At 69.0% G+C, this 26,353-nt stretch carries 20 protein-coding genes; 9 read left to right on the forward strand and 11 right to left on the reverse strand.

Going from position 1 to position 26,353, the window contains the following annotated elements; all coding sequences use genetic code 11:
• The first annotated feature begins 160 nt into the window (after positions 1-160).
• On the forward strand, positions 161-1,279 hold the full coding sequence (locus CMC5_RS14300) for a hypothetical protein (RefSeq protein WP_156338583.1): 1,119 nt from the start codon (positions 161-163) through the stop codon (positions 1,277-1,279).
• 61 nt (positions 1,280-1,340) lie between these two features.
• Here CMC5_RS14300 and CMC5_RS14305 read toward each other — a convergent pair whose 3' ends face one another.
• From CMC5_RS14305 to CMC5_RS14325, 5 genes are all read right to left on the reverse strand, one after another.
• Positions 1,341-2,183, reverse strand: a complete 843-nt coding sequence (locus tag CMC5_RS14305) for a hypothetical protein (RefSeq protein ID WP_050430946.1) — start codon at positions 2,181-2,183, stop codon at positions 1,341-1,343.
• A gap of 7 nt (positions 2,184-2,190) precedes the next feature.
• Entirely contained in the window at positions 2,191-3,936 is a 1,746-nt protein-coding gene (locus CMC5_RS14310; RefSeq protein ID WP_082362483.1) for a serine/threonine-protein kinase, read from the reverse strand.
• A complete protein-coding gene (locus CMC5_RS14315; RefSeq protein ID WP_050430948.1) occupies positions 3,933-5,318 on the reverse strand; it encodes an FHA and sigma-54 interaction domain-containing protein in 1,386 nt (461 codons plus the stop codon). The genes CMC5_RS14310 and CMC5_RS14315 overlap by 4 nt, the downstream gene beginning before the upstream one ends.
• 133 nt (positions 5,319-5,451) lie before the next feature.
• Positions 5,452-7,791 (reverse strand): DUF1592 domain-containing protein, encoded by a 2,340-nt coding sequence (locus CMC5_RS14320; protein WP_169796541.1) that lies wholly within the window; start codon positions 7,789-7,791, stop codon positions 5,452-5,454.
• A gap of 40 nt (positions 7,792-7,831) precedes the next feature.
• Complete coding sequence (locus tag CMC5_RS14325; RefSeq protein ID WP_063796272.1) at positions 7,832-9,118, reverse strand: DUF1552 domain-containing protein; 1,287 nt, start codon at positions 9,116-9,118, stop codon at positions 7,832-7,834.
• Between the two features lie 243 nt (positions 9,119-9,361).
• Between CMC5_RS14325 and CMC5_RS14330 the strand changes: the two genes are divergently transcribed.
• The 7 genes from CMC5_RS14330 (at position 9,362) to gpmA (ending at position 18,870) form a co-directional block, all read left to right on the forward strand.
• Entirely contained in the window at positions 9,362-10,810 is a 1,449-nt protein-coding gene (locus CMC5_RS14330; protein ID WP_050430950.1) for a sigma-54-dependent transcriptional regulator, read from the forward strand.
• The gene (locus CMC5_RS14335) at positions 10,770-11,855 is read left to right on the forward strand and encodes an ABC transporter ATP-binding protein (protein ID WP_245678435.1); all 1,086 of its coding nucleotides are present in this window, start codon (positions 10,770-10,772) and stop codon (positions 11,853-11,855) included. The genes CMC5_RS14330 and CMC5_RS14335 overlap by 41 nt, the downstream gene beginning before the upstream one ends.
• A 365-nt stretch (positions 11,856-12,220) precedes the next feature.
• On the forward strand, positions 12,221-14,026 hold the full coding sequence (locus tag CMC5_RS14340) for a sensor histidine kinase (protein WP_169796542.1): 1,806 nt from the start codon (positions 12,221-12,223) through the stop codon (positions 14,024-14,026).
• Between the two features lie 124 nt (positions 14,027-14,150).
• Positions 14,151-15,074, forward strand: coding sequence for a DUF4397 domain-containing protein (locus CMC5_RS14345; RefSeq protein WP_169796543.1), 924 nt, complete (start codon positions 14,151-14,153; stop codon positions 15,072-15,074).
• Between the two features lie 72 nt (positions 15,075-15,146).
• A complete protein-coding gene (locus CMC5_RS14350) occupies positions 15,147-15,395 on the forward strand; it encodes a hypothetical protein (protein ID WP_050430953.1) in 249 nt (82 codons plus the stop codon).
• Positions 15,396-16,136: 741 nt separating this feature from the next.
• A complete protein-coding gene (locus CMC5_RS14355; RefSeq protein ID WP_245678436.1) occupies positions 16,137-18,017 on the forward strand; it encodes an NHL repeat-containing protein in 1,881 nt (626 codons plus the stop codon).
• Between the two features lie 106 nt (positions 18,018-18,123).
• Positions 18,124-18,870, forward strand: coding sequence for a 2,3-diphosphoglycerate-dependent phosphoglycerate mutase (gpmA, locus tag CMC5_RS14360; RefSeq protein ID WP_050430955.1), 747 nt, complete (start codon positions 18,124-18,126; stop codon positions 18,868-18,870).
• A gap of 119 nt (positions 18,871-18,989) precedes the next feature.
• On the opposite strand, the gene glmM is transcribed toward gpmA, so the two are convergent.
• From glmM to CMC5_RS14390, 6 genes are all read right to left on the reverse strand, one after another.
• Positions 18,990-20,417: a phosphoglucosamine mutase gene (gene glmM, locus CMC5_RS14365; protein ID WP_218920265.1), complete on the reverse strand. Its 1,428-nt coding sequence runs from the start codon at positions 20,415-20,417 to the stop codon at positions 18,990-18,992.
• A 57-nt stretch (positions 20,418-20,474) separates the two neighbouring features.
• Positions 20,475-21,503 (reverse strand): SDR family NAD(P)-dependent oxidoreductase, encoded by a 1,029-nt coding sequence (locus CMC5_RS14370; protein ID WP_245678437.1) that lies wholly within the window; start codon positions 21,501-21,503, stop codon positions 20,475-20,477.
• Between the two features lie 170 nt (positions 21,504-21,673).
• Complete coding sequence (locus CMC5_RS14375; protein WP_245678438.1) at positions 21,674-22,966, reverse strand: bifunctional folylpolyglutamate synthase/dihydrofolate synthase; 1,293 nt, start codon at positions 22,964-22,966, stop codon at positions 21,674-21,676.
• Positions 22,963-23,820, reverse strand: coding sequence for an acetyl-CoA carboxylase, carboxyltransferase subunit beta (gene accD, locus CMC5_RS14380; RefSeq protein ID WP_050430957.1), 858 nt, complete (start codon positions 23,818-23,820; stop codon positions 22,963-22,965). Before accD ends, CMC5_RS14375 begins: the two co-directional genes overlap by 4 nt.
• Before the next feature lie 13 nt (positions 23,821-23,833).
• On the reverse strand, positions 23,834-24,496 hold the full coding sequence (locus CMC5_RS14385; RefSeq protein WP_050430958.1) for a CoA transferase subunit B: 663 nt from the start codon (positions 24,494-24,496) through the stop codon (positions 23,834-23,836).
• 11 nt (positions 24,497-24,507) lie between these two features.
• Positions 24,508-25,257, reverse strand: a complete 750-nt coding sequence (locus tag CMC5_RS14390; RefSeq protein ID WP_050430959.1) for a CoA transferase subunit A — start codon at positions 25,255-25,257, stop codon at positions 24,508-24,510.
• A 154-nt stretch (positions 25,258-25,411) separates the two neighbouring features.
• Here CMC5_RS14390 and CMC5_RS14395 point away from each other — a divergent pair, with 154 nt between their 5' ends.
• Positions 25,412-26,350 carry a 5'-3' exonuclease gene (locus CMC5_RS14395; protein WP_050430960.1) on the forward strand — a complete coding sequence of 313 codons (939 nt, stop codon included), beginning with the start codon at positions 25,412-25,414 and terminating at the stop codon, positions 26,348-26,350.
• The last annotated feature ends 3 nt before the right edge of the window (positions 26,351-26,353 follow it).

Below are 26,353 nucleotides of genomic sequence, written 5' to 3' on the forward strand. Positions count from 1 at the left end.
GTCAGGCCCGAAGCGGCGAGACATGACAGATTTCCCGAGTGGATCGCGGAGGGGTGGAGCCCCGACGAACTTTGCTCGGCCGGGCGGCGAGGGCGCGCGCCCCTGCCGTGTGAATGAGGGGCTGCGGACCCGGGCAGAACCACTGGTGTCGGAAGGCTCGATGCGCTGGATAACCCGTCTCTTCATCATGACCGCAGCGCTCGTTGCCAGCGGATGCATCCTCGACTTCGGCGGACTCTCCGACGGAGGCGCTGGAGGAAACGCTGGTGGAGGAGGCGGTGGCGGCGTCGCGGGTGGAGGAGGGGAGGGGGCGAGCGCTGACTGCCCCGCCTGCACTCTCTGCGAGGGGGCCTGTGATGAACAGGGCTGCCGTGCGCTCGCCGAGACTTCCGGCCAGAATGTCAGTCCGTTCCGCCTCGCCTACGCGCGGAGTGCATTTCATGCCAGCGACCCCGACGCGGGAGAGCTGGTGCGGCTCGCGCCAGGGGAGCCCCTTCAGCGCTTCCCCGTCGGAGGCAGACCCGCGGCCCTTGCTGCGAACGACGACTTTCTCGTCTGGTCCACGAGCGATGGTGGCATCCACCGCTGCACGCTGCCAGCGTGCTCCAGCCCCGCGACGCTGGCTCCCCCTGGCGAAGACACCGTGGCCCGTCAGATCGCACTCGACGGCGATCACATCTACTGGCTCAGCGGGCCGGACAACTACGACGCAAAGCTCCTCCGCTGCGCGCGGAACGCCTGCGCTCCCGAGACCCTCGTGCAGGGGCTGCCGCGGCCGCACGCCTTCGTCCTCGTCGGCGACCTCGTCTACTGGACCAACCACACCTCGGGAGGCGATCCCGACGGCTCGGTACAGCGCGCCAACAAGGATGGGACGGACGCTGTGACCTATGTCTCAGGCTTGATCGGTCCCTCGGGCATCGCTGTGAACGCGACCCATCTCTATGTGACGCTCGGAGAACCGGAAGGCCGCATCTACCGGTGTGAGCTCGGCCCCGAGCGCTGCGGCGCGCTGGAGGAGGTCTCACCGCGCTTCGCCTCGCTCCCCGATCCGCTTCGCTCTCCTCGTTCGATCGCACTGACCGACGATCGCGTGTGGTGGACCAACGATCATGTCGACACGGTGATGAGCTGTCCTGCAAGCGGCTGTTTCGAGACCAACGATGGTCTTCCCGATCGTGTCCTTCGGGGGATGTTGCGGCCAGAGGGGATCCTCGCCGCGGGAGGCTGCGTGCTCTGGACGGGCGCAGACGGGATCTACGGCACGAGGGCACGGTAGCCTCGAACCTCCTCACCCGGCTTCGCACCAGGCCGGCGTGACGTGCTCCCTCGAAGACGACTCAGAATCGGCCATCCAGGGTCAGGCCAGGTCCTGCCCCGTGGCCGAGATGGAGGCGTAGCGTGGACCTTGCACCCGTCGTCGTGGGGGTCGAGGTCTCCGGCTGGCTCATGAACAGCAGGACCACGCCCGTGCCCAGCGCCGCCACGCCAGCGCCGAGTGCGACGTTCGCCACGAGCGCCTCTCGCTTCGCGGCGTCGACGCGATCGGCGTCGCAGTGAGGCGCGCATGTCCCGCGCATCTCGCGCACGTCTCCCTGCGCGCGTGCTCCGAAGATGGCGAAGGTCGCGCCTCCTGCCACGGCGACACCACCGAGCACCCAGGACGACAGAGGTACATGCCACCCGTTCGAAGCGCGGACCTCGGGGGTCGGCGTCGCTCTCGGCTGCATCGAGGGCAAGACGAGGTCGACGATCCGGCCTCGCTCGCGCTCACGCACCTGGAGCACCTGCTCCACCGGGGCAAACCCCTGGGTCTCCACCCGCACCCGGCGTGAGCCAGGATCGACGGAGATGGCGCGCCCATCGAGGACGGTGGCCCGCTCCTCACCGTCGATCGACACCCGCACGTCGGCCCGCTCATGCCCTGCCGTGTCGCGAACCCGGAGCAGGATCGAAGGCTGACGCATGTCGAGATCCTCCAACCACGAGGCGCAGTCGCGCTGCACGACGGCCGGGCACTCGGCGGCTGCACAGGTCAAGAGCAACGCGCGCGCCGCGCGCAACTCTCCACGATCACGCCGCGCTTGCGCCTCCTCGGAGGCTTCGGCGCACGTTTCGATCACATCGGCACGCGCCGAGCTGCTCGCCGCGAAGAGCGCGAGAGCCGTGGCGGTGGCGAGCACTGCCCGCTCAGCGCAGGCATTCTCTCTTGTAACGTTTGTGACCCTGCTCATTGATCGTATAGGGCGGATTGCAGTCAGCCTTCACTGCGGGACGGGTCGTCATGGGGGCTGCGCGCGGCGACGCTGCCTTCACACTGCCCGACCCTGTGGGCGGCGTCACGCCAGTGGCACGCTCGACGCTACCCGTCGCAGCGCCAGCCTTCGGCGGGGAGAGGGGGGGCAGCTCGGGGCCACGCTCGGGCACGAGCGGCGCTGCTGCAGCCACTTCGGGGCCTCCCTCTGAGCGAAGCGAGGCCGTCGCGTCGCCGCGTGTCGGTGCTTCGGTCGACGCCGGCGGAGCTGCCGAGTGCGCGCTGGACGCGGCAGGGGGTGCCTCCGTGGCCACGAATGCGGCCGGCAGATCAGGGGCGGGCTGACCGCTGCGAAGGACGAGGATCGTCGCCGCACAGGCGCTGAGCGCCGCGCCGGCGAGGAGGACCGCGAGGCGTGCGTGTCGAGACCAGGACGCGAGCGCGGGCTGAGGCCGCGCCGTGGCATCGTGGGGCGCTATGGAGGCGCTGGGCATGGCCAGCTCCGTTGGACGCGACCACAGCATGGCGCTGCTGCTTGCGTCCGCGCCTCCGCTCACCTGGACGGGCGTCGAAGCGCCCGACGCCGACGAGGGGCTCGGGGGCCTCTCCTCCTGCAGCGCGCTGGTCCGAGCGATGCTCGAGGCCTCTCCGGCGGCTGACGACGTCGTGTCCGCCTGGTGCTGGAGGCGAGCGATCTCCTGGGCGCGCTCCTCCAAGGGGGCACCCCCGAGGGTATGCACCCAGGTTGCCACCTCGCCCGGAGGAGCCATCGTCAGCGCCACTTCGAGCGCCCTGGCCATTTCCAGGGTCGTCTCGAACCTGCTGGCTGGCTCGCGTGCGACCGCGCGGAGGACGACTTCATCGAGGAGAGGGGGCACGTCGGGGACGCGCAAGCCAGGAGGTTCCACCGACGCCGTGAGCACCTTGGCGAGCGCCGGCCCGTCATCCTCGCCTGCGAAGAGTCGCTCGCCCACCAGCGCCTCCCACAGCACGACGCCGGCAGCGTAGACGTCGACCCGACGATCGAGCCGCTCCCCATAGAGCTGCTCGGGAGGCATGTACCCGAGCTTGCCGCGGATCGAGCCATCCCGCGTCGTGTGCAGCCTGCCCGCAGCCTTGGCGATGCCGAAGTCGGCGACGCGGGTGATGCCGTCGGCGCCCACCAGGAGGTTCTGCGGCGTGACATCGCGATGGACGAGGTGGAGCGGCTGGCCATCGCTGCCCTTGGCCTCGTGCGCCGCGTGCAGGCCGAGGAGCGCGGAATGCACGATCGCCGCCGCGACCGGCGGAGGCAGCCGCTTACCCGCGCGATGAGCCGCCACGATCAAGCGCGAGAGCGTCTCCCCGTGCACGTACTCCATCACGAGCAGGAGTTCCCCCCCCTCGGAGACCACGTCCAGCGTGGGGACCACGCTCGGGTGCTGGATGCGCGACGTCAGCCGGGCCTCGTCGGTGAACATGGCGACCAGCTCGGGCTCGCGCGCGTACTGCGCGTGCAGCCGCTTGATCGCCACGACGCGCGTGAACCCGGCGGCTCCCTGGAGGCAACCGAGGTGCACGGAGGCCATCCCGCCACGGGCAATCTCGCCATGCAGGGCATACCGACCGGCAAGGAGAGGTAGCGGAGTGGCGCCTGGAGCACTCCGGAAGGCCGCGAGATCCGGGGAGGCGTGTCCCGTCATCCGCCTCCGGCGAGCTTTCGCGTCCGCGCCTGGATGACCTGGAAGTAGCGCCGCGCGATGCCCGAGGCCGCCGCGGCGCGGGCCACGTTCCCGCCGTGCCGGCGCAGGACGTCCTCCACGTAGCGCTGCTCGAACTGCTGCAGGATCTCGTCACGCGCACGAGGAAAGGGCAGCTCCAGGGCGAGCACGCGCGTGATGGAGTCCCCTTCGGCGCCCGCGAGGATGCCGCCGGCGGCCACCTTGCCTCTGGAGCCCGTCGAGGTCGCGTCGAGGGCATCCTCGGCGAGGTCCCCGAGCGCGGCGCGGCGGGCGACGGCGTTCTGCAGCTCGCGGACGTTCCCGGGCCAGGCGTAGCCCTCGAGCCGGGTGATGAAGTCCTCGGGAGGTACTTCACCAGGGCGCGCCATGCGGGACCAGAAATGCCGTGCCAGCAGGGCGATGTCCCCACTCCGGCGTCGGAGCGGGGGCAGCTCCACGCGCGCGACGGCGAGCCGATCGTAGAGATCCTCCCGCAGTCGCCCCGCCGCCACCTCCTGGTCGAGGTTGCGGCGCGTGGCGACGAGCACGCGCACATCGACGCGGAGCGGCTGTCGACCGCTCACGCGACGGAACTCCCCTCGCTCCAGCGCGCGGAGGAGCTTGGCCTGCAGCTCCAGGTCGAGGTCTGCGATCTCGTCGACGAGGAGCGTCCCACCGTGCGCCTCTTCGAGCGCACCAGCCCTCGACTCCGCGGCGCGCTCCATGCCGAAGAGCGCGGTCTCGAGCTGTGCGGGCGCGGTCGCCGCGCAGTCGAGGACCATGAACGGCCCGCTCGCGCGAGGGCCGGCCTCGTGGAGCGACTCGGCGAGCGCCTCCTTGCCCGTGCCCGTCTCCCCCTCGATGACCACAGGGACCTGGGTCGCTGCGAGCCGCTCGCACAGAGGGTACAGCTTGCGCATGGCCGGGCTCGCGCCGAGGAGCCGACCGAACCCCGTCGCCAGGGTGAGCGGCTCGTCGGTGCTCTGCTCGGCGCGCTGAACCTCGACGACGGTCGCGCCCAGCGTCAGCCGCTCACCGCCCGAGAGCAGCGCCTCGATGAACAGCGCCCCGTTCACCCGGGAGCCGTTGCGCGACCCGAGATCGGTCGCGCGCAGCAGATCATTCTCGGCGATGTCGAGACCGAGGTGCCTGCGCGACACCTCACGATCGTGCAGACACAGCTCGCAGGCCGTGCTCTGGCCGACGAGAACGCGCGAAGGTTGAGACGGCGGGATGGCGAGCGTGTGGCCGGCGTCAGGCCCGGCCGTCACGCGCAGGAGGAAGCCGACGCGACCTGCCGAGGGACGGGTGAGCCTGGGTCGGAAGGCCGTCTCGACGTCTTCGAAGCCCCTGCCCGAACTCATGGACGGTCGACTCTATCATCGAGCGCCTCGGTGCTTCCACCGGCCCGGGGTCGAGGCCAACCCCGCGCCTCGGTCAGCACGTCGGCCCGAAGCGTGAGGGGCACGAGCCGACGGCTGCGAGCATCCGTGAGCATCAACGGGTGGCGCAGAACCCGAAATCGGCGACCTCCGTCGGGTCGAGCGTGGCGTTGTGCTCCACACCGCGGAACCGGGTCTTGGCGCCAGCGGGCTCGGCGACAGCGTTCCAGATGTCGGTCATGGTGCCCTCCACCTCGCGCTCGAACGACCACGTGAGCGGCGAGCTGCCCTTGTTCGTCACCTTGACCGCAGCGCAGTAGCCGCTTCCCCAGTCGTTGTTGAGGTCGAACACCACATCCAGACCGGACGCGGGCGGCGGGTTGTTGGTGCCAGGCGGTGGATCGGTGGGCGTGCCCGGCGTGCCACTGCTCCCGCCATCGACGGGCTCCGTCTCGGACCCATCACCGACGCGCGAGGTGAAATGCCGAGCCTTCACCAGGCCGACGATGAGATCCTCCACCTTGAGCCCGCTCGCGGTCAGCTCCTCGCCCACGGCCTTCGCGGTACAGGAGAGCTGCGCGTCTTCCTCGACGCCGTAGCCGAAGCGCATCCACTGGAGCGAGAAGCAGTCGTGGACCTCGGGGCTGCCGGCGAGCTTCTGCGTCAGCTCGTCCGTGCCCGAGAAGGCGCCGTCGGTCTGCGTGCTCGCCACGATCTCACCGCTCACGTCGAGGGGCTTGCCGTTGTCGTCGTCCCGGAGGCGGCCGATGCCGTCGAACTGCTCGAAGGCGAACCCGATGGGATCGACCAGGCGGTGGCAGCTCGCGCACGCCATGTTCGTCGAATGCTCGGTGTACCGCTCGCGGCCCGTCTTCGCAGGATCGAGGGGCGGAGGCTGAGCGTTCAGGCCCGGGGGAGGCGGTGGGAGCGGCTGGCACAGAAGTTTCTCGCGGATCAACTCGCCACGGTGGATCGGCGACGAGCTGTTCGGACGTGCGTGCGTCGCGAGGACGCTCCCCTGGGTGATGATCCCGGCGCGCGGCGTACCACCCAGCTCGACCCGAGCAAGGCCGTCATCGCCGAGGTCACCTGGGCTCATCCCGTAAAACGCCGCGAGCTCCGGGTTCACGAAGGAGTATTTGGCCGTGAGTAGTTCGGTCAATGTTCCTTCGCCCTCGCGCACTACGTGCTGCACGAAGCGGCGCGTCTCGCTGCGCATCGCGGCGCGGATGGCCATGTCGAACTCGGGGAAGGTCACGGCATCCTTGGGGACGACACCGAGGCGCTCGATGTCGAGCCACTGCTCGATGAAGCGCATGATCGCCTCCTCGCTGCGATCATCGGCGAGCATGCGCCGCGCCTGAGCCTCCAGCTGCGCTGGCGTCGCGAGCTGCCCGGCGTCTGCGGCAGCGAACAGCTCCGCATCGGGCATCGTCCCCCACAGCATGTAGGACAGCTCGACCGCGATCTCGTACTGCGTGAGCTGCACCTCGCCCGCCACCTCGACCGGAGCGCCGATCTCGGTGCGGTACAGGAAGTGCGGCGACTGGAGCATGGCCGAGATCACCGTCTGCACCCCCATGAGGAAGCCCTCTCCCGCAGCGACCGTCTCGTACAGCGCCGTGTACCGGGCCTTGTCCTTGTCGGTGAGCGGGCGCCGGAACGCGCGTCGGCCCAGGTCCTCGACGAGCTTCTCGGCGCACGCCGTGTTGCCTGCAGCGACATCGCAGGACAGGAGCGCGCCCGGGTTCTCCAGCGCCTTGGCGGCGATCTCGTCGGCCGCGCGGCGTGCCTGATCCGCGAGCAGTGGGCTCACCCGCAGCGCCGCCGCATTGTTGTCGAAGCCGTTCACTACCGTGTCGGCCGTGAACCCGGCTCCCCAGTGGCTCTCGATGCTGAACAGATCGCGGATGGTCGCGTCGTACTCGGCGCGGGACAGCCGGCGCAGCATGCGCGCTCCCGGCGTGGGGACGTCGCAGCTCGCGACCGGCACATCGCATCCCTGGCCCTTGTTCACGCGGCTGACGAACGTCTCCAGCGCTTGATATTGCGGGCTCCCGCGTCTCATCAGCTCCCCGCCCGTGTGCCCGTTCTCGTGCAGGTTGGCGGGCTTGAGCAGCAGCACGGAGTTGCCCCCGGCATCCGTGTCTGCGGCGAGCGCCTTGGCCATCTCGAAGTTCGCTTCCATGGCGGCCGGGTCCGTGCCGCGCTGGAGGCTCAGCCGCGTACCGGCCGCGAGGCCACCCTCGCTGTGACAGATGACACACTTCTTGGACAGGATGGGCTCCCAGACGTTCGCCTGGAAGTAGGCCGCGTCGTTCGCGCAGCCGCCCTTCGAGGCGTCATCGTCGCTGCCGCCGGAGCAAGCGGGAGCGAGCGTCGCGAGCAAGGCCGCGCCGCCCAGGAGAGGCGCGAGAGAAGACAAGATCCGGATCGGGGGGCTGAACTTTCGCATGATCACACCGGCTTCCAGAGGGTCATGGTTTCGAGCGCGCTCACGCGAGGCCCGGGAGGGGGCCGGTGCCCTTCGACGCATCGCCGAAGGTCTGGTTGTCGAGGCCCACGGAGTGACAGAGCGAGACGAGGAACTGCTGGTGCGGCGCGCCCCCGAAGTTCATGTAGCGGCCCAGCGGGAAGTACTTACCGCCAGCGATGATCATCGGGACCGAGCGACAGTCGTGCATGCGCGGATCCCCGAGCTCCTTGCACCAGACCAGCGTGGTCGTGTCGAGCAGCGTCCCGCCTTCGGGGTCGGGCGTCGCGGCGAGGCTCTCGATCAGGTAGGCGAACTGCTCGGCGAACCACCGCTCCGCCTGCACGAACTGCTGCACGCCGGACACGTTGCCGTCGTCCATGTGAGAGAGCGAGTGGTGGCCTTCGCTGATGCCGAGCCAGCTCGGGACCACCGGACCGACCGTGTGGCTCCACTGGATGGACGCGACGCGGGTCATGTCGCAAGCGAGTGCCATCACGAGCAGGTCCATCTGGGCCTTGCCGATCTCGGGGAAGTTGTCGTTCACGTGGGGTGAGAGCTGCATCGGGGCGACCGGCGCCGTGCAGCTTCCCGCCCCACCCGTGAGCCCTGCCTCCAGCTTGCGCACCGCCGTCAGGTGCTCTTCGAGCTTGTCCTTCTCGACCTTGCCCACCCGGCGCTGGAGATCCTTCAGCTCGCCACCCACCAGGTCGAAGACGCTCTTCTTGCGCGCGATGGCGCGCTCGATGTCCTCGGGATCGCCGATGAGATCACCGAACATGCGCTGGAAGGAGCCGGTCGGGCTGTCCTCGGGCGGCACGAACTGGCCAGGCCCCAGGTACGACATGCGGGTCTGGTTGCTGCCACCCCAGGCGCTGGTCTGCACGCCGAACTCCAGCGACGGAAAGCGGCTCTCTTGCCCGATGCGGCCGGCGACGTACTGATCGATCGACATCCCCCCCGACGCCGAGCCGGCGTCACCGTTGCCGGTGAGCATCGCGGCCATGCCCGGCTCGTGGTTGTCGGTCGCGTGGAAGTCGATCCCGTCGCAGACCACCAGCTTCGACTTGTGCGCCGTGAGCGGCTCCAGGATCGAGCCAGCAGGGAAAGAGAAATTCGTACCACTCCCCGTGGGGCGCCAGTGCTTGTGGATGGTGCCGTTCGGGGAGAAGAAGAGGACCAAGCGCTTGGACAGCTTGCTGGTGTCGGCACGGGTGGTGCCGGAGAGCAGGCCGAGGATGGGCGCAGCGAGAAGAGAAGCGCCCAGGCCGAAGGTGAACCGCCGTCGGGACATCGAGGTCTTCTTCATGGCAGCCCAGGCTAGAGCAGCCTGTATGCCATCGAAAGCGCTGGATTTTTCGGTGTGGGGGGTGATCTGACCGATCGCGGTTGCCGGTCGCGCTCGGGCGAAGTGGAGGGGGGTGATCCGATCGATCACGGGGGGGTGAGCGTCTCGATCGTGGTCGGATTGACCACCCCCCCTGGACGATTGGTGGTCCAGGCGCCGAGGTAGGTTGCTGGGCCACGGCCTCGCGCGTGGTAGGTAAGATCCATGCCTTCGCGGGGTCGGATCCTGATCGTGGACGACGAGGCCAACGCCCGAGCGGCGCTCTCCGAGATTCTTCGGGAGGACGGCTACACCACGGAGACCGCGGCCGATGGCTTCAAGGGGCTCGGTAAGCTCGAAGAGTTCGGCCCCGATGTCGTCCTCACCGATCTGAAGATGCCAGGGCTCGACGGCATCCGGATGATGGAGAAGGCGCACGAGGTGCTCCCGGATACGACCTTCGTGGTGATGACGGCCTTCGGCACCATCTCCAGCGCGGTCGAGGCCGTGAAGAAGGGCGCCTACAACTACCTCACCAAGCCACTCGACTTCGCGGTGCTGGCGGTGGTGGTGGAGCGCGCCGTGGAACGAGCGCGCTTGCTCCAGGAGAACTCACGCCTGCGCGAGCGGCTCCGTGAGCGGAACGCCTTCGGACATTTCATCGCCAGCCATCCGAGCATGGTGAAGCTCCTGCGCCTCGTGGAGCAGGTCGCGCCGAGCCGCGCCAGCGTCCTCCTCATCGGCGAGACGGGGACCGGCAAGGAGCTGGTCGCGGAGATGATCCACCGCTCGAGCCCGAGAGCGCGCGCCCCGTTCGTGCGGCTGAACTGCGCCGCGCTGAGCGAGTCCCTGCTGGAGAGCGAGCTGTTCGGCCACGAGCGAGGCGCCTTCACCGGCGCCATCGGCCGGCGCGAGGGCCGCTTCGAGCAAGCGAACGGCGGGACGCTCTTCCTCGACGAGGTGAGCGAGATCCCGCTCGCGACGCAGGTGAAGCTCTTGCGCTTCCTGCAAGAGCGCTCGTTCGAGCGCGTCGGCGGCAACGAGACGCTCAAGGTCGACGTGCGCATCCTCGCCGCCTCGAACCGTGATCTCCGGCAGCGCATCCAGGAGGGCCTGTTCCGGGAGGATCTTTACTACCGGCTCAACGTGGTCACCCTCGAGATTCCCCCTCTCCGGGAGCGAGGCAGCGACATCCCCGAGCTCGCCACGTTCTTCCTTGGCCGCTACGCACAGGAGAACGGCAAACGGCTCGAGGGCTTCTCCGACGAGTCCTTGCAAGCGCTCCTCGCCTACCCCTTCCCCGGCAACGTGCGCGAGCTGGAGAACCTGGTGGAGCGTGCGGTCGTGCTTTGCGACGGCCCACGCATCGAGATCGCCCACCTTCCCGCTGCGCTGAACACCGAGCCGCAAGCGGCTCCCGACGTCATGCCCCAGGTTCCAGGGAGCACGATCTACGAGCTGGAGCGGTTCGCCATCCTGCGGACGCTGGAGGCGTGCAAGGGCTCCACCTCCAAGGCGGCGACGATCCTCGGGATCAGCCCCCGTAAAATCCAGTACAAGCTTCACGAGTACAGCGCGGCGAAGCGGGCAGAGGGCCGCGAAGGCGCGCTCGGCCCTATCGACGGTGCGGGTGATGGCCAGGACGACGAGCCCCGCTCCCGCGCTGGATCCTGATGCGAGCGAGGTGGCGACGGTGAGCGAGGCGTTGGTGGAAGAGCGGAGCGCGGCATCCAGCGCCTCCAGAGAGCCCGATGGACGCGCGTCGGGAGCACCAGAGCGCGAGGAGCGACCGACCGCGGATGTCCTCATCGACGTCCGCGACCTCGCGAAGACGTTCAAGATCGGCTTCATCGGCAGGAAGCAGGTGCACGCGGTGCGCGGCGTCAGCTTCGAGGTCCGGCGTCGAGAGATCTTCGGCTTCCTCGGGCCGAACGGCGCCGGCAAGACGACCACGATCAAGATGCTCACCGGCCTCATCGCGCCGACCAGCGGCGAGGCATACCTCTTCGGCGAGCGCGTCCCTTCACCCGAGGCGCGGCGCCGGATCGGCTTTCTCCCCGAGAACCCCTATGTCTACCCGTACCTGACGCCGCGCGAGTTCGTCTCGCTCTGCGGTCGCCTCTCGGGCATGGGCGGCTCGAAGCTTCAGCGCCGCACGATGGAAGTCCTGGAGCAGGTCAAGATTGCGTATGCAGCCGATCGACAGGTGCGACGGCTCTCCAAGGGCATGCTCCAGCGCACAGGCCTCGCCGCCGCGCTGGTGTCAGACCCCGAGATGCTCATCCTGGACGAACCGATGAGCGGTCTCGACCCCGTGGGGCGCAAGGAGGTGCGCGATCTGATCTTCTCCGAGCGTGAGCAGGGGCGGACGATCTTCTTCTCGACCCACATCCTGAGCGACGTCGAGTCGATGTGCGATCGCGTCACGATCCTCCGGGAAGGCAAGGTGGTCGTGAGCGGAAGCATCCGCCAGCTCTTGCGTGGAGAGGTGCTGCGGACGGACATCACCTTGGCCAACGCCTCCGAGCCCCTCGTGGCCATGCTGGAGCAGACGGGGGCGAAGGTGAGCCGCCATGCGGACGTGGTCGTCATCGAGGTCGAAGGGGACGTACGCGTGCGGGAGACCCTCGAAAGTGCCCTGAAGGGGGGCGCACAGGTCGTCGAGGTCACACCTCGCCGCGAGACGCTCGAAGATCTGTTCCTTCGCCGTGCCCTTTAGGGCTTCCCCCGCCTGACGCCCTACGCCGAGCGCCGGATGCGGATTCAGGAACCTATCGGTTTCCCGCGCTGTCTCGCCAGGATAACTACAAGGGTACGCACCTCGTAGGCAGTCCTGCAGGATCCCAACCCACTGTCGGGCGGCCCTGATGGGCCCTCGCATGCTCCCCCCCGGGTATGCTCTACAGCCCTCCAACGACTGACACAGGGCCTCTGGATCGTCGCTCGGACTCCTCTCCGGAAGAGTCCGCGGAGACACGGCCCGAGGTCCCCGCCCCGCTCCACGGGGCGTCCTGTGCCCAGAACTATGCGGATTCGACCGCAGCGGAGGCGACGATGCTCCTGGAGGAGACCCGGAGGACGGCGATGCGACTTCGCATCATCGCCGAAGCCTCCGAACGCTTCGCCGAAGTTGGCCTCGATCTCTCCGCGCTGCTCCGAGAGGTCGCGCGCAAGATCACCGACGAGATCGGCGACATGGTGGTCGTCTGGATGCTGGCCGACGACGGCGGCGCGCTCGAGCCCGCGGCGATGCGACACCGTGACCCGCAGAGCCATGAGGCCCTGGTCGAGCTGCTTCGAGCCGTTCGGCTGCAGCCGGACGAGGGGCTGAACGGGCGGGCGATGGCCGCGGGGCAGAGCATCTTCCTCCCGCGCACCTCGACCGCCGACGTCCTCGCCGCCATCTCGACGAACCCCCGAGCGCATCCAGGGCGGCTGGGGATGCACAGCTTGATCGTTCTACCTCTCGTCGGGCGCGGGTGCGCCTTTGGCACCCTCGTGGTCGCCCGTTCACGCGGGAGCGCCGTCTTCTCGGAGGTCGACCGCGAGCTGCTCGAGGACCTCTCTCGCCGTGCAGGTGTCGCGATCGAGAACGCGCTGCTCTTCGCGAAGGAGCGAGAGGCGCGGCGTGCCGCCGAGGTCGCGCGGGAGCGGCTGACGTTGCTCGCGGACGCGACCACCCTCCTCGGCTCTTCGCTCGACGTGGAAGCGACCGTGGAATCGCTCGCGAGGCTGGTGCTACCGGGGTTCGCCGATCTGTGCATGGTCGATCTGCTGGACCTGGACGGTGGACGCTGGCACGTCGCGCTGGCGCATGTCGACCCACGAAAAGAGCGCCTTTTGCGCGTCGCGCGTGGACGACTCGACGATGGCGAGCGGAGCTGCGCCTCGCACTCGACCCTCGAAGAGCGGCGGCCTCTGCTCGACCAGCACCTGCCTCGGGTCGACGGGGGGGACGGGGGACCTCCGTCCCTGCGCGAGGACGACGAGCTGCTGGTCGCGCTCCGACAGGCGGGCGTCCGCTGGTCGATCTTGGTCCCGCTGTGGGCGCGTGGCCGCCCCGTGGGCATGATCTCGTTCGGTCGTGAGGTCGGTGCCGCCTATACCGACGAGGACACGACGTGGGCCGATGAGCTCGGGCAGCGGGTGGCGGTCGTGATCGACAACACCCGCTTGTTCCAGCACGCCCAGCAGGCGGTGCGGGTCCGGGACGATTTCCTCGGCATCGCCGGGCACGAGCTGAAGACGCCGCTCACCGCGCTTCAGCTCAGCCTGCAAGGCCTGGCGAGGCTCCCCTCGGTGGCTGGCGCGGGGGGCGAGCAGAACGTGGCATCCAGGCGGCTCGGGTCCTGCCTGCGTCAGGTCGACCGACTCGGGAAGCTGACCAACGAGCTGCTGGACGTCTCACGGATCACCTCGGGGCGTCTGTCGCTTCACCTCGAGAGCGTGGAGCTCACCGCGCTGGCCCGTGATGTCCTCGCTCGCATGGCGGACGAGCTGGCGCGCGCCGGGTGTGACGTGCGGCTCCGCGTGGAAGGCGAGCTGGTCGGTCACTGGGATCGCGCGCGGGTCGATCAGATCCTCTCCAACCTGCTCTCGAACGCAGCCAAGTACGGCAAGGGCAGGCCGATCGAGCTGTCGCTGCGGCGCGGGGAGGGCACCGCCCAGCTCGTCGTGCGCGACGAAGGCATCGGTGTGGCCCCCGAGGATCAGGGCCGCATCTTCGAGCGGTTCGAGCGAGCCGTGTCGGAGCGCAACTACGGCGGGTTGGGCCTAGGCCTGTGGATCGTGCGTCAGATCGTCGAGGTGCATGGTGGCGCTGTGCGCGTCGACAGCGCCGTCGGTCAGGGCTCCACCTTCACTGTGGAGCTGCCGCTGCTCGACGCGTGACGCGGGCATACGGGGCGCCGACGTGCTCGGCGTAATCCACGCCGATCTTCCTGCTTCGTGTTTCCTCGCGAGCGCCGCGCGCAGGGACTTCCTCCTGCTGCATCGAAGCTCGGAGGGGATGCACATGACGAAGCGCGGACACGGCTTGCTCGTGATCGGCTTGATGCTCGGCGTTTCTGGCGTCAACGTGGGCTGCGGCGCGGAGGAAGGCGTCACGGTCGAGGAGTACGGCCGACTGCCCGACCGAGGCGGTGATGGAGGTGGGATGGGAGAAGGCGGCCCTGGTGGCCGCGGGGGGAGTGACGACGGAAGGCCCGAGGTCACTCCACAGTCGGAGCTACGCGTCGCACACCTCTCCCCGAACGGCGCGGCGTTCGACGTGTGCTTGATCCACGGCGACGAGCGGCTCGGGCCGCTGATGGGCGGCCTCGGCGTCGAGGGCGGGATCAAGTACACCTCGGTGACCCGCTATTTCTCGTTCGCGCCCGGCACGTACACGATCCGGCTGGTGGACGTGGGCGCGCTCGACTGCGAGTCCCATTTCCTGGGCGCCAGCGACATGGACAACGTGGTCCTCGCGCCGGGACGGCGCAGCACCCTGGCAGCCCTGGGAGAGATGGACGCCGTGCTCACGGCCGAGAGGTTCAGGTTGGAGCTGCTGCCCGACGAGTCGTCCGTCGCGAGCGGGTCGACGAGCGTGCGCCTCTTCCATGCGGTGCCCGACGCCAAGCTGGTGGACATCGGAGAAGGCTCGGGCGCGGCCTTCTCCGCTGTGGTGACCGAGGTGCCCTTCGGGCGCTCGGGCGTCGGAGCCGACGGGCTCGGGTTTCTCTCGCTCCTGCCGCGCTCGGGGACGACGATCTCCGTGCGGTTGACCGACGAGGCCGACGATCTGATCACCAGCCCTCCGCTGACATTCCACAGTCAGCAAGCGTCGTCGGTGTTCGTGGTGGGGAACCTCGACGATCTGCCCAGGCCTCTCGCGGTCATGCACTGCAACGATCTCGCGGAGCCGTCCGAGCACATGACGAACTGTCAGATCTTCTGACCCTGCTCCCCGAACTCTTCGGACGATCGATCCACGGGCCTGTGTCCTCCGCCGACGGCTTGGATACAGGCCGTGCGCCCAGCCAGGCGCTTCGCAAAGCCTGCGCTGCTCCCGGCGTTCATCGTGGTGTCGGCGGACCGTGCAGCGCCCCCTCTCCTCGATGGTCAGAGCGAGCTGCGTCACGATCGGGAGAACCCATCCCGGAGGCGAGAGACTCCCGTTCGTCTCAGGACCATCTCCAGGTCATGGTGGAGTGACTTCCAGATCGCGCTCATGGACCACCAGGTCATGGTCGACGACCACCAGGTCATGGTGAGGTGACCACGAGGGCGAGGTCATGGACCACCAGGTCATGGTCGACGACCACCAGGTCATGGTGAGGTGACCACGAGGGCGAGGTCATGGATCACCAGGTCATGGTCGGCGACCACGAGGTCATGGTGGGGTGACCACGAGGGCGAGGTCATGGACCAGCAGGTCATGGTCGACGACCACCAGGTCATGGTCGGCGACCAAGAGGTCGTGGTGACGTGACCGCGAGGTCGAGGTCATGGACCACCAGGTCATGGTCGACGATCACGACGTCATGGTGGGGGTGACCTCCAGGTCATGGTGGGGGTGACCTCCAGGTCCCTTTCAGTCAACTCGTTGAAATCGCTCGAGAGGTGCCCGGACGGCCGGACAGACCCCTGGAACAGCCGGTCGTCCTTTCAAGGACCGAGCCTCCCCCTGCATCCCTCGCTCCTCGATGGGCTGGCCGGTTCTCACCGAAGCTCCCCGGAGCGACACTCCCGCTTTGCTGTGCCGCCGGCAGGTCGACCGATCCGCTCGGTCCAGCCTGCTGGACAGGCTCTCCACGTTCCGCCGGATCGGGTAGAGTAGGATCAGCGGAGTAGCGTCGAGATCATCGCCGTCCGCTAGATCCAGGGATGCCTCCCCAATGGCGCGGAGTTGAAGATCGTGAAAAGGTTGGCTCGGATTCGGACGGGGGTTGCAGCGGCAGCGCTTGCTCTGAGCGCGGCGATGGGAGCGGCCTCGTGCTCCGGCTCCAAGGGGCAGCTGATGCTCGTCTTCCAGACGGACATGTCGCTCCCCAAGGACATCGACGCGATCCGCCTCCTGGTGACGGTCGAAGGGGCCGTCGTGTTCGACGAGACGTACCGGCGGCTCGGCGAGGAAGACAGCATCAAGCTGCCCGCGACGCTCGGGTTCCTGACACCGGACGATCCCTCGCTGCCGCTGCGTCTGCGGGTCATCGGGAGCCGGGGCAGTGACGAGGGTGTGCAGGTGCTCCGAGAGGTGGTGACCACCGTCCCCGATGGCCGGACCGCCATGTTGCAGGTGCCGATCCAGTTCCTCTGCTACGGCTCGGCCGAGGTCGAGCGCGACGAGCAGGGGAACGTCAAGCGCGACGCGGATGGCCAGGTGGTGGTGAAGAGTTCCTGCGCGGAGGGCCAGACGTGCATCGCCGGCTCTTGCGTGGTGGCCGACCTGCCGTCGGATGATTTGCCTGATTTCGTGCGCGCCGAGGTCTTCGGCGGAGGGAGCGGCGCAGGCGACGGCCTGTGCTTCGACACGCTGAGCTGCTTCGGGCAAGGGGCTGCCACACAGCCGAAATTCATGGCCCTTGCCGATGGCCAGCGGGCCTGTGTGGCCGATGTCCCCCCCGGGGGCGCTGCGCTGAACGTGGCGCTGAGGACCCAGGGCGGTGGCATCTGTGGGGAGCTTGGCTGCTTCGTTCCGCTCGACGCTGGCGTCGATGCGGGGTGGAAGTCCATCGAGGGCGATCGTCTCAGGTTGCCGGACGCCGTGTGTGATCGCGCGGAAGCCGGGACGCTGCTCGGCCTCACCATCGCTGCGGCGGGGGTGGACACGTGCAGGCAGAAGGGGACCGACCTCCCGACCTGTGGCCCCTGGTCCTCTTCAGGGGTGCAGTACACGCAGGCCGATGTCGCGCGCCCGCTGCCGATCGCGCTCGGCCTCACGCACCCGGTCGCGCTGACCGTGGCGCCCAGCGGCATCTACTGGATCGAGTCGGGCAAGTTCGATGCGAGCGGGGCCTCGGCGGGCGAGGGGGCGGTCAAATCGGTGCCGCTCGGCGGCGGTGAGCCGAAGAGCCTTGCGACGAACCTGGTGGCGCCGCGCGATCTCGCGGTGGACGAAGCATCGGACCTCGTCTTCTTCACCACGGCGGGAGCTTCGGTCGAGGAAGGGGCCTTGCTCGCGGTGTCGCCTTCCCTGGGCGTCGTGACGACCTTGCTGGGAGAGCGCAGGTTGCCGGACGGCATCGCGCGACGCGCTGGTTCGCTGCTGTGGGCGGAGATGTGGGGGGACGAGCTGATGACGATCGCCACGACGGGCGAGGGGACGAGCCTCACGGTCCAGGGGCAGCCCAGCTCGGTCTCGCCCGGAGCCACGCTCGGCAAGTCACCGCACCGTGTGGAGGCCACGGTGGATGTCGCGTGCTGGACCTATCAGGGGACGCTCGCCGTCGGCGATGGCGCCGTGGCATGCCAGCGTGGGACTGCGCCGCCCGAGGTGATCGCGCAGCAGCAGCTCACGCCGCGCGCCCTCGCCTTCGATGTGGATGCGGATGGCCGCGCCACGGCCGTTTACTGGGCCAGCTTCGACGGCGGGACGATCTCGCGGGTGGCCATCGACAGCAGCGCTTTCGGGGCGCCGGAGGTGCTCTTCCAGGACCAACCGCTGCCGAGCGGCGTCGCCGTGGATGACGCTCACGTGTACTGGTCCAACCGGGGAGATGGGACGATCCTGCGCGCTCCGAAGGCGGGAGGGGCTGCCGAAGTGATCGCCAGCGGTCAGCGCCGGCCTGGTGCCATCGCGGTGGATGGCGAGGCCATCTACTGGTTGAACGGAGGCTCTCCCGACGCGGAGCCCGGCGTGCCGGCGCGTGACGGGGCGCTGATGAAGCTGCTGAAGTGATGCGCGGTCTCTCCGCCCGAGGAGAGGCAGGTTCTGGTGGCCGAATCTGCCCTCGCACGCCACCTTGGGGGTAGCGTTCGAGGCGCAGCTCTTTCAAGGTGGCCGCATGACCAAGCTCGTCCTCATTCGCCATGGCGAGAGCCTCTGGAACCTGCAGAACCGCTTCACCGGCTGGACCGACGTCGATCTGACCGACAAAGGTCGCGAAGAAGCCCGCGAAGCGGCCCGGCTGCTCAAGGAAGGCGGCTTCGACTTCGACGTCGCGTACACGTCCGTTCTGAAGCGCGCCATCCGCACCCTGTGGATCCTCCTCGACAACATGGATCGCATGTGGCTCCCGGTGCACCGGAGCTACCGCTTGAACGAGCGTCACTACGGCTCCCTCCAGGGACTCGACAAGACGGAGATGGTCGAGAAGTTCGGCGAGGAGCAGGTGAAGATCTGGCGCCGCAGCTACGCCACGCCGCCTCCGCCGCTCACGGCCGACGACGAACGGCACCCGAGCCGCGATCCCCGGTACGCTGGCCTTCGTCCCGAGGATCTCCCGCTCTCCGAGGCGCTCAAGGACACGGTCGCGCGCTTCTTGCCGTACTGGCATGAGACCATCGCGCCCTCGATCAAGGAGGGCAAGCGGGTGCTCATCGTCGCTCACGGCAACAGCCTGCGCGCGCTGATCAAGTACCTGGACGGGATCTCCGACGAGGCCATCGTCGGGCTCAACATCCCGACCGGGGTGCCGCTGGTCTACGAGCTGGACGAGAACCTGAAGCCGCAGAAGAACTACTACCTGGGTGACCAGGAGGCTGCCCGGCAGAAGGCGGAAGCCGTCGCGAACCAGACGCAGAAGCGCTGAACCCACGAGGCCGCTGTTCGAGCGGCCGCGGCCTCCCTCTTCGTCCAGCCGCGGTGCTCCCCAGGCGACCGCGGCTCACCTCGATCCGTCACACCCTCCTCGGGCGACCGCGGCCCTCTTCAGCCCGCGGGGGCTGACAGATCGAGCCGCGCGGCTGCCAGGATGTCCTGTGCGAAGGTGCGGATCTTGTCCGCGTCTTCTCCCTCCACCATCACCCGGAGCTTCGGCTCGGTGCCGCTCCACCGCACCAGCACCCGCCCGCGATCGCCAAGCTCCTTCTCCACCCGGACGACGGCGGTCTGCATCTTCACCATGCTTTCCGTCGGCAGCCGCGTCTTGAAGGTCTCGTTCTCCAGCACCTGCGGCACGCGCTGCATGGCCTGGTTCGCGAGCTCGCTGAGCGGCTTGCCTTCCTCGATCATGATCGCCAGCACCTTGAGCGCGGCGACGATCCCGTCACCCGTCGTGGCGTGATCCAGGAAGATGAGGTGCCCCGACTGCTCTCCGCCGAAGCAGTACCCTCCAGCGCGCATGGCCTCGACGACGTACCGATCTCCCACGGCGGTGCGCTCCACGCGCCCGCCATGCGCCTCGAGGGCTCGCTCCAGGCCGAGGTTGCTCATCACCGTGGCCACGAGGGTCCGCTTGGGGAGCCGCTCGTGGCGCAGCATCTGCAGCGCGCACATCGCCATGATCGCGTCGCCGTCGACCACCTCGCCGCGCTCGTCGACCATGATCACGCGGTCTGCGTCGCCATCCAGCGCGATGCCCAGCGCTGCCTTCCGCTTCAGGACCTCGTGCTTCACGTGCTCGGGGTGCAGCGCGCCTGCGTCGCGGTTGATGTTGCAGCCGTTCGGCTTCACGCCGAGGGCCGTCACCGATGCCCCCAGCTCGCTGAAGACGGTCGGCGCGACGCGGTAAGCGGCGCCGTGCGCGGCGTCGACGACCACCTTCACTCCGTCCAGGGTCAGGTGGGCCGGGAAGGTGTTCTTGCAGAACACGACGTAGCGGCCGCGCGCGTCGTCGAGCTTCACGGCGCTCCCGATGTGGTTGCCGACGGCGCGGCCCTCGTCGAGTTCGTCGCTCTCCATGAGGCGCTCGATCTCCGCCTCGTCGGCGTCGGGCAGTTTGAATCCGTTGGGGCCGAAGATCTTGATCCCGTTGTCGTCGTAGGGGTTGTGGCTCGCGCTGATCACGATGCCGGCGTCCGCGCGCATGCTCTGCGTGAGCTGAGCGACCGCGGGGGTCGGGATGGGACCGCTCAGCATTACCCTGCCGCCCATCGCGCAGATGCCCGACGCGAGCGCGGTCTCGAGCATGTAGCCGGAGAGGCGGGTGTCCTTGCCCACCACGACGCGCACCTGCCGGTTCTTGCTGCGCTTGGCGACGTAGGTGATCGCTCGACCGAGCCGCAGCGCCATCTCGGGCGTCATCGGCGGCACATTGGCCACGCCGCGCACGCCGTCGGTGCCGAAGAGCTTGCGGAGAGGAGGGGTCGTGGCCGCGGTGGACGCGGCGGGGGAGGTTTTCTTCGTCTGCTTCGCCACGGTCAACCCTGGGTTCGTTGGTGGACCGCGATTTCTAGCAGAGCGGATGGAGGCCGACTATCGCGATCGGCTCGCTTCACGGGCCGCTGATGGCGGCGCCTCGTTGTTGTTTCGCGCTGCGTCGTCCGACAAGCGCACGGCCATCGACCCGGGCAGAGCGCTGTCCACGTCGCGGCCTCGCTGCACGCGCGGAGCTTCTTCGGCGTCCTGCGGCTCGGACGACGGGAAGAGACTGCCGGCGGCGGCGATCGCGCGCGTGGTGAACCCCGGCGCCATGCCATGCGCCAGGCTGGCCGCGTGGGCGGAGAGGCCGAGCTTCACCTCCTGCCGCCCATCGAGGGTCGCTCTGACGATGGCGCGCGCGGCGTGGCGCGCGCTCACGCTCACGATGGGCAACGACGCCAGCACGCTGAACCACGCGAACTCGGCCTCCGCGTCGCCCCCGAACGTGGCGTTGTAGATGGACCCCGTGCGCATCAGGCCCGGCACGACCGTGGTCACCTTGATCCCGCTTCGAGCGAGTTCCACGCACAGACCTTCGGAGAAGCCGGCCATCGCGAACTTCGACGCGGCGTAGCCCACCATGTGCGGGATGGCGACGCGGCCCCCCACCGAGGTGATGTTCACGATCCTGCCGGCGCTCCCGCGCGCCTTCAGGTGGGGCAGTGCGTGCAGGGTCACGTAGGTCGCGCTCCAGAAGTTCGAGCGCATGGCCTCCTCGATGCCCTCGACACCGCTCTCCTCGACCGGGGCGACGTGGATGGCGCCGGCGTTGTTCACCAGCACGTCGATGCGCCCGAAAACATCGACCACACCGTCGACGAAGGCCTCGGCCTCCTCGCGCTCGCCCAGATCGCAGCCGAGCGCGTGGACCTCGATCCCCAGCGTCTCCAGGTGCGTGCGCGCCCTGGAAAGTGCGTCGGCGTCGCGGCCGCAGATGGCGATACGGGCCCCTGCGCGGCCGAACTCTTCGGCCATGAGCAGCCCGAGGCCACGTGAGCCGCCCGTGATCACCACCACCCGACCACGCAGGTCGAGCCGCCTTCGACGGGCGAGGAGGTTCCGGGCCAGAGCGACCGAGGCCAAGCTCGCTCCGATGAGCGTGAGAATGCGGGCTGAACGCCTTGAGACCCTGAGCATGCCCCGGACGAGGCACGGTGTAGGCCAGCACGGTCGGGCGCGCGATGCTCACCTCGGTGCCGGAGGGGGGGCTGGAGGACGGCAGAGGGGCGAGCGCGTCGACGGGAGGTGGCGGATCAGAGGGCGATCGCGGGGTCTGGCTCGAAGCCCAGGATCGAGGCCCGCAGGGCGCCCACGAGGTAGATGGATCCTGCGATGAGGCACAGCCCGCCCGGGGGCGTCATGGCGAGGGCGCGTGCGAGCGCGGCCTTGGGTTCGGGCTCGGTCTCGCCGGAAGCGATGGCCACGAGCGAAGCGAGCGGCGCCGGGGATCGCCCCTGAGGTGCGGTGTAGACCCGTCGTGCAGCGAGCGGTGCGAGCAGGCGCAGCATCTCGGGCCACGCCTTGTCTTCGAGGGCGCCGAACAGGAGCGTCACCTGCTCGGGCTCGATGGCTTCCTCGGCGAGCGCCGTGGCGAGCGCAGCAGCGCCGTGGGGGTTGTGCGCGCAGTCGAGCAGCACCTGCACGCCGGAGGCGTCGAGGCGTTCCATGCGCCCGGGCCACTTCACCCCTTCGAGCGCGTCTGGCAAGGCCGTCGCGATGGCGGGCCAGCGCTCCGCGAGGTGCATGCCGATGCCACAGGCCACGGCCGCGTTGTCGGCCTGGTAGGCGCCCGCGAGGCCCAGCTTCGCTTCGATGGCGAGCCCACGAGGGCCTTCGACGCGCACCTGTCGCCCCGAGCGCGCGACCACGAGTTCGCCTCCCTCACCCGGGTGACGCACGCGCCAGACGGAGCCAGCGCCCACGGCGCGCGCCTGGTCGAGGATCGCGGCCTCCGCTGAGGTGTCGAGCGGGCCGAGCACCACCGGCGCACCTGGCTTGAGGATGCCGGCTTTCTCACGCGCGATCTCGGGCAGGGTGCTTCCGAGGATCTGGGTATGCTCGAGCGCGATCGACGTGATCGCCGTGCAGAGGGGCGCTTCCACCACGTTGGTGGCGTCGAGGCGGCCCCCGAGGCCGACCTCCAGCACGGCGAGTTCGACCCCGGCTTCGTGGAAGGCAACGAACGCCGCCACCGTCATCGCCTCGAAGAAGGTCAGCTCCAGAGGGACCCGCGTGAGCGCGGCTTCGAGGGCCGACGCCAGGGCGGCGTCGCCGATCGGCGCGCCGTCGATCCGGATCCGCTCGGCGAACCGCGACAGGTGAGGGGAGGTGTAGAGCCCGGTCCGCAGGCCCGCACGTCGCGCGGCCTCTTCGACCATCGCGCACACGCTGCCTTTGCCGTTCGACCCGGCGACGTGCACGCATGCGAGCGCGCGATGTGGTGCGCCGAGGGCGGCGAGCGAGTCCTGCATCCGGTCGAGCCCCAGCTCCATCCCACGGCGTGTGCGGCCCTGGAGCTCGACGAGCATCTCGGAGAGGCGGTTCACCCCCTCGGCCGCGCTCCCGCGAGCAGGTGTCCGAGCATTGCCGAGAGCTGATCGCGCAGCTCGTGCCGGGAAACGATCACGTCGACCATGCCGTGGTCGACGAGGAACTCCGAGCGCTGGAACCCCTGGGGGAGCGTCTGCCGGATCGTGTTCTCGATGACCCGCGGCCCCGCGAACCCGATGAGCGCCCTGGGCTCTGCGAGGTTCACGTCCCCGAGGAAGGCGAAGCTCGCTGCAACGCCTCCGGTGGTCGGGTGGCGCAGCACGGACAGGAACGGCAGGCGCTTCTTGCGGAAGCGTTCCAGCGCCGCGACGCACTTGGCCATCTGCATCAGCGACAGGATTCCCTCCTGCATGCGAGCGCCGCCCGAAGCGGAGAGGAGCACCACGGGCAGCTCTTCTTCCCCTGCGCGCTCGAACAGGCGGGTGATCTTCTCACCGACCACCGAGCCCATGCTGCCGCCCATGAAGTCGAAGATGAAGGCTCCATAGCCGATGGGGCGCCCGGCCATGCGCGCTCGCCCGATCTCGATGGCCTCGCCGGCGCCGCTCTTTCGCTGCGCGACGCTCACGCGATCCTTGTAGGCCTTGCCGTCGCTGAACCGGAGCGGATCGGTCGGCATGAGGTGTGCGTCCCAGGCCGTGAGTTCGCCTCCGTCGAGCAAGAGCTTCCGCCAGCCGGCGGCGTCGAGCCGATGGTGATGCCCGCACTCGGGGCACACCTCGAACTTGGCCGCCAGCGCTGCGGCGTCGAGCGTCTGCCCGCAGCCGTCGCACCGGCGGAAGACGCCAGCGCCCAGGGAGCGCTTCTCGCTCGCGTCGAAGGAGGGAGGGTTCTTGTCGGGCCAGCCCATGCGTACTCCAGGGTCAAACACTGAAGCGCATCTCGGTGAGGTCAGGGGGCACCTTGACCGTGGGCTCGGTGCGCTCCTGCACGTCCCGCGCGCTCACACCAGGGGCCAGCTCCTTGAGGATGAGGCCCTCGGGCGTCACGTCGAGCACGGCGAGGTCGGTGATGATGCGGTGGACCACCCCGCGCCCGGTCAGCGGGAGCTGGCACTCCTTCAGGATCTTCGGTGCGCCGCTCTTGGCAGCGTGATCCATGATCACCACCACCCGCTTTGCGCTCACGACGAGATCCATCGCCCCGCCCATCCCCTTCACCATCTTGCCGGGGATCATCCAGTTGGCGAGGTCGCCCTTCTCGGAGACCTCCATCGCCCCCAGGATGGCGAGGTCGATGTGCCCTCCGCGGATCATCCCGAACGAGTCGGCGCTGGTGAAGATCGACGAGCCGGGCAACATGGTCACCGTCTCCTTCCCCGCGTTGATGAGGTCCGCGTCCTCCTGCCCGGCGACGGGGTAAGGCCCGATGCCGAGCAAACCGTTCTCGCTCTGGAGCACCACCTCCATCCCGGTGGGGATGTAGTTGGCGACGAGCGTCGGCATGCCGATGCCGAGGTTGACGTAGTAGCCGTCCCGGAGCTCCAGGGCGGCGCGCTGTGCGATCTGCTCACGTGTCAGTCCCATCGTCGTCCCCGTCAGGCTTTCTGGACCGTGCGCCGCTCGATCCGCTTCTCGTATCCCTCGCCTTGGACGACGCGGTGCACGAAGATCCCGGGCGTGTGGATGTGGTTCGGGTCCAGCGAGCCGACCGGGACCAGCTCCTCGACCTCGGCGATCGTCACGCGCCCCGCCGTCGCCATCATCGGGTTGAAGTTCATCGCGGTGTGCCGGTAGACGAGGTTGCCGTAGCGATCCCCCTTCCACGCCTTGACGATGGCGAAGTCGCCGGTGATGGCGGGCTCCAGCACGTACTCACGGCCGTCGAAGGTGCGGGTTTCCTTCTTCTCCGAGTACTGCTTCACCGACCCGTCGGCGTCGTACAGCACGGGGAGGCCCCCCTCGCTGATCGCCGTCCCGGCGCCCGTCGGTGTGTAAAACGCGGGGATCCCGGCGCCACCTGCGCGGATGCGTTCCGCGAGCGTCCCCTGGGGCGTCAGTTCCACCTCGAGCTCCCCGGTGAGGTACTGGCGCTCGAACTCCTTGTTCTCGCCCACGTACGACGAGATCATCTTCCGGATCTGCCGGTTGCGCAGGAGGATGCCCAGCCCGAAGTCGTCGACGCCGCAGTTGTTCGAGACCACCACGAGGTTGCTCGTGCCGAGCTCGCGCAGCGCGCGGATGCAGTTCTCCGGGATCCCGCACAGCCCGAACCCGCCCGCCAGGATCGTCGCGCCAGCGGGGATGTCCCGCACTGCGTCGATGGCGCTCTTGTAGACCTTGTCCATACGGACCGGGAGAGGTAGCGCATCTCGACCCCAGGCAAAAGGCCGGCTTTTTGCCGCGCCGCGGCGCGACGGGCTATTCCTGCGCAGGCCCGGTGGGGACGAGGCCCGTACGAGGACCCACCCCCACAGGCGACCGTTCGAACCGGAGATCCCGATGGCCGAGCTCCCCCTTCCTGGCGCCGATGACGCGGTCTACCTGCTGGACATCGCGGGCTGGGTTCATCGTGCCTTCCACGCGATGCCGCCGCTCCAGTCTCCCCGTGGCGAGCCCATCGGCGCCGTCAGCGGCGTCGCTGGCATGCTCGTCAGGTTGCTGGTCGAGCGTCGCCCCGGTTACCTCGCGGCTGCGCTCGATCCCCTCGCGCCCTCGTTCCGGCAGGCCCTCTTCCCTGCGTACAAAGCGAGCCGACCTCCTCGTCACCCCGACCTCGATCCGCAGTTTCCCCTGGTGCGGCAGCTTCTCGACGCGCACTGCATCCCCGTGTTCATGGCCGAGGGCTTCGAGGCCGACGATCTGCTCGCCGCGGCCACCACACGCCTGCGCGCGGCCGGGCTCCGCGTGGTCATCGTCACGCATGACAAGGACCTCTGCCAGCTCGTGGGAGATGGGGTCGTGATCTGGGATGGCCGGGATCGCGTCACGGGGCCGGAGGAAGTCCGCGCTCGCTGGGGCGTGGGACCCGAGCTGCTCGGTGATCTGCTCGCCCTGTCCGGCGACGCTTCCGACGGCGTGCCAGGCATCCCGGGCGTCGGGGCGAAGACGGCCGCCGAGCTGCTGCAGAAGCGCGGCTCGCTGGAGACGGTCCTGCACAAGGCGGACTGGGAGTCCTCGCGCACCTTGCGAGCAAAGCTTCGCCGTCACGCCGAGGAAGCGCGGCTCAGCCGGCGCCTCGTCGCGCTCCGGGACGACGCTCCCCTGGAGCTGAGCTTCGACGCGCTCCGGGTCGGCTGGGGGGATCCGGGACCCATTCGCGACTTCTATGAAGCGCTGGGCCTCACCCGGCTCGCCGCCGAGGTGGAGCCGCTCGACAAGCTGCCGGTTCCCCCTGCGCTCCTCGCGCGCCTCGACGCGGCGCCGGTGAACGACGCGTGAACA

The sequence above is a fragment of the Chondromyces crocatus genome (assembly GCF_001189295.1).
Classification (GTDB): domain Bacteria; phylum Myxococcota_A; class Polyangia; order Polyangiales; family Polyangiaceae; genus Chondromyces; species Chondromyces crocatus.

Bases quoted from the DNA above. Each gene is read 5' to 3' on its own strand.
- CMC5_RS14300 (WP_156338583.1), top strand. From the start codon at position 161: ATGCGCTGGATAACCCGTCTCTTCATCATGACCGCAGCGCTCGTTGCC.
- CMC5_RS14310 (WP_082362483.1), bottom strand. From the start codon at position 3,936: ATGACGGGACACGCCTCCCCGGATCTCGCGGCCTTCCGGAGTGCTCCA.
- CMC5_RS14315 (WP_050430948.1), bottom strand. From the start codon at position 5,318: ATGAGTTCGGGCAGGGGCTTCGAAGACGTCGAGACGGCCTTCCGACCC.
- CMC5_RS14320 (WP_169796541.1), bottom strand. From the start codon at position 7,791: ATGCGAAAGTTCAGCCCCCCGATCCGGATCTTGTCTTCTCTCGCGCCT.
- CMC5_RS14325 (WP_063796272.1), bottom strand. From the start codon at position 9,118: ATGAAGAAGACCTCGATGTCCCGACGGCGGTTCACCTTCGGCCTGGGC.
- CMC5_RS14330 (WP_050430950.1), top strand. From the start codon at position 9,362: ATGCCTTCGCGGGGTCGGATCCTGATCGTGGACGACGAGGCCAACGCC.
- CMC5_RS14335 (WP_245678435.1), top strand. From the start codon at position 10,770: ATGGCCAGGACGACGAGCCCCGCTCCCGCGCTGGATCCTGATGCGAGC.
- CMC5_RS14340 (WP_169796542.1), top strand. From the start codon at position 12,221: ATGCGACTTCGCATCATCGCCGAAGCCTCCGAACGCTTCGCCGAAGTT.
- CMC5_RS14345 (WP_169796543.1), top strand. From the start codon at position 14,151: ATGACGAAGCGCGGACACGGCTTGCTCGTGATCGGCTTGATGCTCGGC.
- CMC5_RS14355 (WP_245678436.1), top strand. From the start codon at position 16,137: ATGCTCGTCTTCCAGACGGACATGTCGCTCCCCAAGGACATCGACGCG.
- gpmA (WP_050430955.1), top strand. From the start codon at position 18,124: ATGACCAAGCTCGTCCTCATTCGCCATGGCGAGAGCCTCTGGAACCTG.
- accD (WP_050430957.1), bottom strand. From the start codon at position 23,820: ATGGGCTGGCCCGACAAGAACCCTCCCTCCTTCGACGCGAGCGAGAAG.
- CMC5_RS14385 (WP_050430958.1), bottom strand. From the start codon at position 24,496: ATGGGACTGACACGTGAGCAGATCGCACAGCGCGCCGCCCTGGAGCTC.
- CMC5_RS14390 (WP_050430959.1), bottom strand. From the start codon at position 25,257: ATGGACAAGGTCTACAAGAGCGCCATCGACGCAGTGCGGGACATCCCC.
- CMC5_RS14395 (WP_050430960.1), top strand. From the start codon at position 25,412: ATGGCCGAGCTCCCCCTTCCTGGCGCCGATGACGCGGTCTACCTGCTG.